10 protein-coding genes are annotated in these 9,358 nt (G+C 64.4%); 7 read left to right on the top strand and 3 right to left on the bottom strand.

From position 1 onward, the window contains the following. The 5 genes from ABIB80_RS18150 to ABIB80_RS18130 form a co-directional block, all read left to right on the top strand. Window positions 1-363, top strand: a 363-nt coding sequence (locus ABIB80_RS18150; protein ID WP_354128112.1) for an IS3 family transposase, incomplete at its 5' end; no start/stop codon positions are given. A 207-nt stretch (window positions 364-570) separates the two neighbouring features. Then, window positions 571-2,076: a M81 family metallopeptidase gene (locus ABIB80_RS18145; protein WP_354128111.1), complete on the top strand. Its 1,506-nt coding sequence runs from the start codon at window positions 571-573 to the stop codon at window positions 2,074-2,076. Between the two features lie 13 nt (window positions 2,077-2,089). After that, window positions 2,090-3,262, top strand: a complete 1,173-nt coding sequence (locus ABIB80_RS18140; RefSeq protein WP_007602524.1) for a M20 aminoacylase family protein — start codon at window positions 2,090-2,092, stop codon at window positions 3,260-3,262. After that, window positions 3,255-4,676, top strand: coding sequence for an amidase (locus ABIB80_RS18135; RefSeq protein ID WP_219685707.1), 1,422 nt, complete (start codon window positions 3,255-3,257; stop codon window positions 4,674-4,676). The genes ABIB80_RS18140 and ABIB80_RS18135 overlap by 8 nt, the downstream gene beginning before the upstream one ends. 98 nt (window positions 4,677-4,774) lie before the next feature. After that, complete coding sequence (locus ABIB80_RS18130; protein WP_354128110.1) at window positions 4,775-5,665, top strand: crotonase/enoyl-CoA hydratase family protein; 891 nt, start codon at window positions 4,775-4,777, stop codon at window positions 5,663-5,665. Window positions 5,666-5,770: 105 nt separating this feature from the next. On the opposite strand, the gene ABIB80_RS18125 is transcribed toward ABIB80_RS18130, so the two are convergent. Continuing rightward, entirely contained in the window at window positions 5,771-6,748 is a 978-nt protein-coding gene (locus ABIB80_RS18125) for an NADPH:quinone oxidoreductase family protein (protein ID WP_219685720.1), read from the bottom strand. Beyond that, on the bottom strand, window positions 6,748-7,356 hold the full coding sequence (locus ABIB80_RS18120) for a 2-hydroxychromene-2-carboxylate isomerase (protein WP_219685719.1): 609 nt from the start codon (window positions 7,354-7,356) through the stop codon (window positions 6,748-6,750). Before ABIB80_RS18120 ends, ABIB80_RS18125 begins: the two co-directional genes overlap by 1 nt. Window positions 7,357-7,466: 110 nt before the next feature. On the opposite strand from ABIB80_RS18120, the gene ABIB80_RS18115 reads away from it, so the two are divergent. After that, window positions 7,467-8,489: a methionine synthase gene (locus tag ABIB80_RS18115; RefSeq protein WP_219685718.1), complete on the top strand. Its 1,023-nt coding sequence runs from the start codon at window positions 7,467-7,469 to the stop codon at window positions 8,487-8,489. Continuing rightward, window positions 8,458-8,721 (top strand): hypothetical protein, encoded by a 264-nt coding sequence (locus ABIB80_RS18110; RefSeq protein WP_245286113.1) that lies wholly within the window; start codon window positions 8,458-8,460, stop codon window positions 8,719-8,721. Before ABIB80_RS18115 ends, ABIB80_RS18110 begins: the two co-directional genes overlap by 32 nt. Here ABIB80_RS18110 and ABIB80_RS18105 read toward each other — a convergent pair. After that, entirely contained in the window at window positions 8,718-9,335 is a 618-nt protein-coding gene (locus tag ABIB80_RS18105) for a hypothetical protein (RefSeq protein ID WP_007602506.1), read from the bottom strand. The two genes, ABIB80_RS18110 and ABIB80_RS18105, sit on opposite strands and share 4 nt — an antisense overlap. Between the last annotated feature and the right edge of the window lie 23 nt (window positions 9,336-9,358).

Raw genomic sequence — 9,358 nt, 5'->3', positions numbered from 1 at the left:
AATGGGGCTCGTCCTGACCGCGCCGATCTGCGCCTTACAACGTTCATCGCAACCTCCAAACTCCTGGTGTTGCGACGACCGTTTGAATCCGCCCAATACGCTTCAACCGAGTACCGCCAAGCACTGCAAGCCGCCGGCTTCCGGCCTTCAATGAGCCGCAGAGCCGACTGCTACGACAATGCCCCGATGGAAAGCTTCTTCCACACCCTCAAGACCGAACTGATCCATCACCGTCAATATGAGACCCGCAATGAAGCCGAGCGCGACATCTTCGCTTACGTCGAAGGCTTCTACAATCAGACCCGAAGACACTCGGCCATCGGCTATATCAGCCCGGTCGAGATGGAGCTAAAATCGGCTTGATCCATGTCCACTTTTTTGGGGGAAGATCAATCCAGACTGTCCCCGCGGAGGGATTCTGGATTGCTTCGCTTCGCTCGCAATGACGGCGGTTGCGACAAGCATTCCCAAAACGGCCTGACGCCATGCATGGCGCGATTGCTTCCCGGCTTGCTCTCGCCGCAAGCACAGGGCTAACGTCGCGCACTTTCAATTGCTGGACTTGAGTTGATGACACGTATCGCCGTCGGCGGCTTCCTGCACGAGACCAACACCTTCGCTCCGACGAAGGCGACCTTCGCGGACTTCCAGCACGGCGGCGGCTGGCCGGCAATGACGCAAGGTCCCGACGTGCTGAAGGTGATGCGCCGAATCAATGTCGGCCTCGCCGGTTTCGTCGACAGCGCCGAGGCCCACGGCTGGGAACTCGTTCCGACGATTGCCTGCGGCGCGAGCCCCTCGGCGCATGTCACCAGGGACGCCTTCGAGCGCATCGTGAAGGTCATGGTCGACGGAATTGCAGCCGCCGGCCCGATCGACGCCGTCTATCTCGATCTGCACGGCGCGATGGTCACGGAACATCTCGACGACGGCGAAGGCGAGATCCTGGCGCGCGTGCGCCGCGTCATCGGCAAGGACATTCCGCTGGTCACCAGCCTGGATCTCCACGCCAACGTCACCCCCGAGATGATGGAGCATGCGGACGCGCTGATCGCCTACCGCACCTATCCCCATGTCGACATGGCCGAGACCGGCCGCGCCTGCGCGCAACATCTCGCATTGCTGCTGAAGACAAAGCAGCGTTTCGCAAAAGCCTTCCGGCAATTGCCGTTCCTGATCCCGATCAGCTGGCAGTGCACCAACGACCAGCCCACCAAGGGCATCTACGAAAAGCTTGCCGCGCTGGAGAGCGATGCGGTTCCGACATTGTCCTTCGCACCCGGCTTCCCCGCCGCCGATTTCCGCGATTGCGGGCCGAGCGTGTTCGCCTTTGGCAAGACGCAAGCCGATGCCGATCGCGCGGCGGATGCGATCGTGAAGCTGATCGAAAGCCACGAGGACGATTTCGACGGCAAGATCTGGTCACCCGATGACGGCGTGCGCCACGCGATGGAACTCTCGAAGGGCGCGAGCAAGCCGATCATCATCGCCGACACCCAGGACAATCCCGGCGCCGGCGGCGATTCCGACACCACCGGAATGCTACGAGCGCTGGTCCGCAACAAGGCCAGCGCCGCGACCGGTGCGATCTACGATCCGGAATCGGCCAAGGCCGCGCATGCAGCCGGCGTCGGCGCCACCGTGACGCTGTCGCTCGGCGGCAAGTCCGGCATTCCCGGCGATGAGCCCTATCGTGAGACCTTCGTCGTTGAAAAGCTCTCCGATGGCCGCTTCATCGCGCCCGGGCCCTACTATGGCGGCCGCGAGATGGAGATGGGCGCGTCCGCCTGCCTTCGCATCGGCGACGTCCGAATCGTCGTCTCCTCGCACAAGGCGCAGCTCGCCGATCAGGCCATGTACCGCTATGTCGGCATCGAGCCGACCGAAGAGAAGATTTTGGTCAACAAGAGCTCGGTGCACTTCCGCGCGGATTTCGAGCCGATCGCGGAAAAGCTGATGATCTGCGCTGCCCCCGGCGCGATGCCGGCCGACACAGCCACGCTGCCATGGACACGCCTGCGGCCGGGCATCCGCATCAAGCCGAACGGCCCGGTTTTCACTCCCTCCTCACGCTAACTGGACAGAACACATGCCCACGATTGACCGCATCGACGGCTATGCCGACGAACTCACCGCTATCAGGCGCGACCTCCACGCCCATCCGGAAATCGGCTTCGAGGAAGTGCGCACCTCCGGCATCGTCGCCGACAAGCTGAAGAGCTGGGGCATCGAGGTGCATCGCGGTCTCGGCGGCACCGGCGTGATCGGAATCATCAAGGGCAAGGGGTCGAGCGGCAAGCGCATCGGGCTTCGCGCCGACATGGACGCGCTGCCAATGGAGGAGAACACCAATCTGAAATGGAGTTCGAAAATCCCGGGCCGCTTCCACGGCTGTGGCCATGACGGCCACACCACCATGCTGCTCGGCACCGCGCGCTACCTCGCCGAGACCAAGAACTTCGACGGTACCGTACACCTGATCTTCCAGCCGGCCGAGGAAGGCCTCGGCGGCGCCCGCGCGATGATCAAGGACGGGCTGTTCGAGAAGTTTCCCTGCGACGAGCTCTACGGCCTGCACAATGCGCCGGACCTCAACCACGGCGAGATCGCGATCCTTCCCGGCCCTGCGATGGCCAGCGCCGACTTCTTCGACCTCCGCATCACCGGCTACGGCGCGCACGGCGCGATGCCCGAACGCTCCAAGGACGCTGTGATCATCGCGACCACGCTGGCGCAGGCGATCCAGACCATCGTCAGCCGCAACGTCGAGCCGCTGCAGGCCGCAGTCGTCTCGATCACGCAGATCCACGCCGGCTCGGCGTACAACGTCATCCCCGGCGAAGCGCATCTTTGCGGCACCATCCGCACTTTCTCGAAAGAAGTCCGCACCCTGATCAGCGAACGCATTCGCACGATCTGCGCCGGCATCGCGAGCGCCTATCAGTGCGTGATCGACGTCGACATCCGCGACACCTTCGATGTGCTGGTCAACCAGGTCGAGCAGTCCAAGGTGGTCGAAGACGTCGCGCGCACCATCGTCGACCCCGCCAACGTGATCACCCGCGCCCAGCCGAAGATGGGCAGCGAGGATTTTGCCGACATGCTGCAAACCATTCCCGGCGCCTATTTCTGGGTCGGCCACGACGGCTCGGTGCCCGTGCACAATCCCGGCTTCGTGCTCGACGACAAGATCCTGCCGATCGGTGCCAGCATGTTCGCCCGGATCATCGAGACCCGGATGCCGGTGGGTGCCCATGCATAAAAAGAGCGTCGAAGAGGACGTCACCTCGCTGCACGATCTCTCCGCGGTCGATCTAATCGCGGGCTATCGCGCCAAGCAGTTCTCGCCGAGCGAGGTGCTGGAAGACGTGCTCGCGCACGTCGCAGCTTGGGAGCCGCACCTCAAGGCGCTCTATGCATTCGATCCCGACGGCGCGCGCGAGGCCGCGAAGGCCTCGACCGCACGCTGGACCGGGGGCGAGCCGTCCGGAGCGCTCGACGGCGTGCCGGTGACGGTGAAGGACAACATCGCGACCAAAGGCGTGCCGGTGCCGCTGGGCGCGGCCAGCGTCAAGCTGGTGCCGGCCGAGAAGGACGCACCACCCGCCGCGCGGCTGCGCGAGGCTGGTGCGATCATCTTCGCCAAGACCACCATGCCCGATTACGGCATGCTGTCCTCGGGGCTGTCCTCTTTCCATGCGCTCGCGCGTAATCCCTGGGACCTCTCCAAAAATCCCGGCGGCTCCAGCGCCGGCGCGGGCGCCGCGGCCGCGGCCGGCTATGGCCCGCTGCATCTCGGGACTGATATCGGCGGCTCGGTCCGCCTGCCCGCGGGCTGGTGCGGCCTCGTCGGATTGAAGCCGAGCTTTGGACGCGTGCCGATCGATCCCGCCTATGTCGGCCGCGTCGCCGGTCCTATGACCCGCACCGTCGACGATTGCGCGCTGATGATGAGCGCGATCGCAAAACCCGACCGGCGCGACGGCACGAGCCTGCCCGCGGAGCCCCTCAACTGGAAGGGGCTGGAGAAATCCCCGCGCAAACTCCGCATCGGACTGATGCTCGATCCCGGCGTTGGCCTGGCGCTGGAGAAACCGGTGCGCGAGGTCGCTGTGAAGGCGGCGAAAGCGTTCGAATCCGCAGCCGCCGTCGTCACCGAAGTCGACGGCATCCTCACGCGCGAGATGCTCGACGGCCTCGACAATTTCTGGCGCGCGCGGATGTGGGATGATCTGTCGAAGCTGACGCCCGCCGAACAGGCAAAGGTGCTGCCCTACATTTTCAAGTGGGGCGAGTCCGGCGCGAAGCTCTCGGGTGTCGACGTTATCCGTGGCTTCAACCAGACTATGGCAATCCGCGCCGCGGCATCGAAGCTGTTCTGCGAACTCGACTATGTGATCTCGCCGACCGCGCCGAACGTGAACTATCCGGCGGAGTGGGCCTCGCCGACCAACGATCCCATGAAGCCTTTCGAGCATATCGCCTATACCGTTCCGTGGAATATGTCGGAAAATCCGGCGATCTCCATCAACGGCGGCTTCGACGCCAAGGGTTTTCCCATCGGCGTGCAGATCGTCGGCCGCCGCTTCGACGATATCGGCGTGCTCGGCATGGCCAAGGCGTTCGAGAGCCTGCGCGGCCCGCAGAAGCCCTGGCCCAGCCCGCCGGCGAAGTAGAGCTTGGCCACCACACGCCCAGTCCGCGCAAAACGGACGCTGGCAGCCATGCATGACGTCTCTTCGAGACAGAATTCAGGACAGGGAAGGAAACCACCATGGCGTATGAGACGATTAAATACGAAATCGCCGAGCAGATCCTCACCATCACGCTGAACCGGCCCGACAAGCTCAACGCCTTCAACGCGCAGATGCAAGCCGAACTGATCGACGCGTTCGACGCCGCCGACAAGGACGACGACGTCCGCGCCATCATCGTCACAGGCGCCGGCCGCGGTTTTTGCGCGGGCGCAGACCTTTCGTCTGGTGCCGACACCTTTGATCGCGACGCACGGCGCGGGCCGGTGAAGCGCTTCGCCGACGGAAAGGTCGACTACAGTGATTCCCAGGTGCGCGACGGCGGTGGCCAGGTGACGCTGCGCATCTTCAAGTGCCTGAAGCCGGTGATTGCCGCGGTGAACGGACCCGCGGTCGGCATCGGCGTCACCATGCAGCTCGCTATGGACATCCGCATCGCGTCCGATGCCGCGCGGTTCGGCTTCGTGTTCTCCCAGCGCGGCATCGTGCCGGAAGCTGCCTCGAGCTGGTTCCTGCCGCGCATCGTCGGCATCTCGCAGGCGCTGGAATGGTGCTATTCGGGCCGCGTCTTCCCGGCGCAGGAAGCCCTCGCCGGTCGCCTCGTCAGCAAGGTCGTAGCCCCTGATGATCTGCTGCCGACCGCCCGCGCGCTCGCCAAGGAATTCGCGGCGAAGACGGCGCCCGTGTCAGTGGCGCTGATCCGCCAGATGATGTGGCGCATGATGGGCGCCGACGATCCGATGGAGGCCCACAAGGTCGACAGCCGTGGCATCTACGCCCGCGGCCGCTCGGACGATGTGAAGGAAGGCGTGGTGTCGTTCCTGGAAAAGCGCCCTGCGCAGTTCAAGAACAAGGTATCGAGCGACATGCCGGATTATTTCCCGTGGTGGACAGAGCGGGAATACAAGTAGGGCATCGTAGGGTGGGCAAAGCGAAGCGTGCCCACCATTCTTGTCACGGTTGCCGATAAATGGTGGGCACGGCGCTCACGCGCCTTTGCCCACCCTACGGCACTGTCACTCCATCACCAACGCCACGCGCCCGATCGCCTTGCGGTCGATCAGCAACCGCATCGCCTTCGCAACCTCCTCCAGCGGCAGGCGGTGCGAGACGTTGGGCCGCAGCTTGCCCTCCTCGGCCCATTGGAGCAGCGCCTTCAGCCTGACCTCACCGAGCGCGGGATTTTTGCGTACCGCTTCGCCCGCTCGCACGCCGAGCACGCTGGCGCCTTTGATCAGCAAGAGATTGGTTTTCGCCGAGCCGATGCCGCCGGTGAAGCCGATCACCAGCAGCCGTGCGCCCCAGGCGATGCAACGCATCGAATTCTCGAACACTTCGCCGCCGACGGGATCGAACACGACGTCGGCACCGCGACCGTCGGTGATACGTTTGACGGCATCACGAAACGGCTCGCGGTCGTAGCGCACGAGATGATCGGCGCCCCGCGCCCTGGCAATCGCGAGCTTTTCGTCGCTGGAGGCCGTCGCAATCACGGTCGCGCCCAGCATCTTCCCGATCTCGACGGCAGCAAGGCCCACGCCCCCGCCGGCGCCATGCACCAGCAGCACCTCGCCCGGCTCGACCCGGCCGCGATCGATCAGCGCGTGATAGGCGGTGCCGTGCCCGGCGAGATAAGTCGCGGCCTCCGCATAGTCGAACGTCGATGGCATCGACGTGAGCTGCGACGGCGTCGCCACGGCTTCATCCGTGAAGGCGCCGTGCCGCATCTTGACGATGACCTTGTCGCCGACGGCGACGCCGCTCGCCTCTGCGCCGACCTCGGTCACGTCGCCGGCCGCCTCCATTCCCGGCGTAAACGGCAGCTCCGGCTTGAGCTGGTACTCGCCGGCCGCCATCAGCACGTCTGGAAAATTCAACCCAGCCGCACGGATCGCGACGCGCACTTCGCCCGGCTTCAGGGCGCGCGACGGAAACTTTTCGATCTGCAATTTTTCGGGCGCGCCGAGCGCGCGGCAGACGACAGCCCGCACCATCAGGCCGCGCTCGCCTTGCCGCGCAGCAGCGCCTCGCGGATCAAGGGCAGGCGGTCATTGCCGAAATACATGTCGGTCTTGCCGACGAAGATCGTCGGCGAGCCAAAGCCGCCGCGGGCGACGACTTCTTCGGTGTTGGCCTTGAGCTGATCCTTGATTCCCTGCCCGGAAATGCCCGCGAAGAATTTCTGCTCATCGACGCCGACCTTCCTGCAGATCTCGGCGAGCACTGCGTCCTGCGAGATGTCCTTGTCCTCGCCCCAATAGGTCTCGAACACCGCCGTGGCGAAAGGCACCGTTTCCTGCCCGAGCCAGATGCAGCCGCGCATCGCTTTGACGCTGTTGACCGGAAACACCGTCGGCGGCATCTTGATCGCGAGACCGGCCGAGCGCGACCAGTCGGCAAGGTCCTTTTTCATGTAGCGCGCCTTCAGCGGCACCGGTGTCTCACGTTGCGCATAGACACTTGGGTTGACCGTATTGAAGATGCCGCCCACCAGGATCGGCCGCCAGATGATCTCCGCGCCAACCTCCCTGGCCAGCGGCTGGATGTTGTGGAAGGCGAGATAGGTCCAGGGGCTGGAACAGTCGAAGAAGAATTCGATCATGGCGTTTCCGGTCCGACGCCGCCGGTTTCAAGGCGACTTTTGTTGTTCTGTACCTCGACGTTAAGACATGGCAGGAAGGGGCGCAATCACAACTCGCCGAGAGGGCCGCCATGCTGTTTCCAACCACGATCGCCGGCTCCTTGCCGAAGCCGGAATGGCTCGCCGAACCCAACATGCTCTGGGCGCCCTGGAAGTCGCAAGGCGACGAGCTCGTCCGCGCCAAGCGCGATGCGACGATGCTTGCCGTCAAGGTCCAGGAGGATGCCGGGATCGACATCGTCACCGAGGGCGAGCAGGCCCGGCAACATTTCGTCCACGGTTTCCTGGAGAAGATCGAGGGCATCGATTTCGCCCACAAGGTCGAGATGGGCATCCGCAAGGATCGCTACAAGGCGATGGTGCCTCAGGTCGTGGCCCCACTCCGGCTCAAAGGACGCGTCCACGCCGACGAAGCGCGCGTCGCCCGCACGCACACCAAGAAGAAGCTGAAATTCACCCTGCCCGGCCCGATGACCATCATCGACACCATTGCCGATCGCTACTATGGCGATCGCGTCAAGATGGCCTTTGCGTTCGCCGAACTCCTGAACGAGGAAGCCAAGGCGCTCCGGGCCGACGGCGTCGATCTCGTGCAATTCGACGAGCCCGCCTTCAACGTCTACATGGACGAGGTCAACGATTGGGGCATCAAGGCGCTGGAGCACGCCGCGCAGGGCCTGACCTGCGCCACCGCCGTGCACATCTGCTACGGCTACGGCATCAAGGCCAACACCGACTGGAAGGAAACGCTCGGCGCGCAATGGCGGCAGTACGAGCAGATCTTTCCCGCGATCGACGCCAGCCCGATCCAGCAGGTCGCGATCGAATGCCGCAACTCGAAGGTGCCGCTCGACCTGCTTGCCCTGCTCAAGACCAAGATCGTGCAGGCCGGCGTGATCGACGTCGCCAGCGACACGGTGGAGACGGCCGATGACGTCGTGCAGGTGATCGACGCGGTGTCGAAATTCGTGCCCAAGAGCAACATCATCGCCACCACCAATTGCGGCATGGCGCCGATGCGGCGCGAGATCGCCGAAGCCAAGCTGATGGCGCTTGGGGCCGGTGCTGCGCTGGCACGCGAGAAGCTGGGTTAAGGCGGTGGTCCGATCCGCTTTCGTTGTTGCGACGCTTGCGGCGATCGCACTGCCGGCGCGCGGTGAGGATCGCTCGGTGCTCCTCACCTGCAAGGCGATGGTGGAGCGAGCATCGAGGGAGGCGAACGCCGCCAACGAAGTCGAACTGATCCGGTGCCGTCAAGTGATCCGCGAATGGGCGCTGCGCGATGCGCGCACGACAGTGGATGAAGACGGCAATCCGCTGCGCTAGCGGCGCGCGGTCGGATGCAGCACAGGCTGATATCCGGAGTTGATCGCGCGGAGTGTGGAAGGCGGCGTCAACAGCATCGGATGATCGAGGGCGCTCGGATACGCGGCGTAGCCCGCGAATGACCACAGCAGCGCTTTGCCCTGCGCGACGAGGAAGCAGTCATCCCCCTGCTGCACCATCGCGCCGTCCGGTAATTCCGCGAGCGGCCTCGGCAGCGCATGCAGCCGTTTCTTGCCGCGCTCGAGTCGTTCCCGATGCAGTACGGCATCCATCGCCTTGGCGCTGATGCCGCTTGCATCATTCCCTGCTTCCCATGCATTGCGAAAGCGCTTCGCGTCGTCACGGCGGCAGAAGAAGCAGGGACGGTGGCCTGCGGCAAAGGCGGTGGCCTCGTCCAGGAAGAACAGTTCGGTCCAACTCCGCCGCGCCATCACCGGCCGCCGCCAGCCGCGGAATTCACATAGGCAGGTGATCCAGGCCGGCGACGACCAGCGCTTTTTCAGCAGCGTCTTGGTCGCGGGATCATGGATGATGCCGCGGTTACCGGTGAATAGGCCGCGATGTGGTGTCGCGATGATCTCGCCGGTCGGCGTGACGCGGTTTTGCAGGGGCATGGTCGCTTCTGCCCGTCATTGCG

Source organism: Bradyrhizobium sp. i1.15.2, assembly GCF_040548425.1.
GTDB lineage: Bacteria > Pseudomonadota > Alphaproteobacteria > Rhizobiales > Xanthobacteraceae > Bradyrhizobium > Bradyrhizobium canariense.
The sequence above is the reverse complement of the archived record's forward strand: the minus strand, read 5'-3'. Positions and strand labels throughout refer to the sequence as shown.

Coding starts and splice junctions, on each gene's coding strand:
- ABIB80_RS18105 (WP_007602506.1), bottom strand. CDS start 9,335: ATGCCCCTGCAAAACCGCGTCACGCCGACCGGCGAGATCATCGCGACA.
- ABIB80_RS18135 (WP_219685707.1), top strand. CDS start 3,255: ATGCATAAAAAGAGCGTCGAAGAGGACGTCACCTCGCTGCACGATCTC.
- ABIB80_RS18140 (WP_007602524.1), top strand. CDS start 2,090: ATGCCCACGATTGACCGCATCGACGGCTATGCCGACGAACTCACCGCT.
- ABIB80_RS18115 (WP_219685718.1), top strand. CDS start 7,467: ATGCTGTTTCCAACCACGATCGCCGGCTCCTTGCCGAAGCCGGAATGG.
- ABIB80_RS18145 (WP_354128111.1), top strand. CDS start 571: ATGACACGTATCGCCGTCGGCGGCTTCCTGCACGAGACCAACACCTTC.
- ABIB80_RS18120 (WP_219685719.1), bottom strand. CDS start 7,356: ATGATCGAATTCTTCTTCGACTGTTCCAGCCCCTGGACCTATCTCGCC.
- ABIB80_RS18125 (WP_219685720.1), bottom strand. CDS start 6,748: ATGGTGCGGGCTGTCGTCTGCCGCGCGCTCGGCGCGCCCGAAAAATTG.
- ABIB80_RS18130 (WP_354128110.1), top strand. CDS start 4,775: ATGGCGTATGAGACGATTAAATACGAAATCGCCGAGCAGATCCTCACC.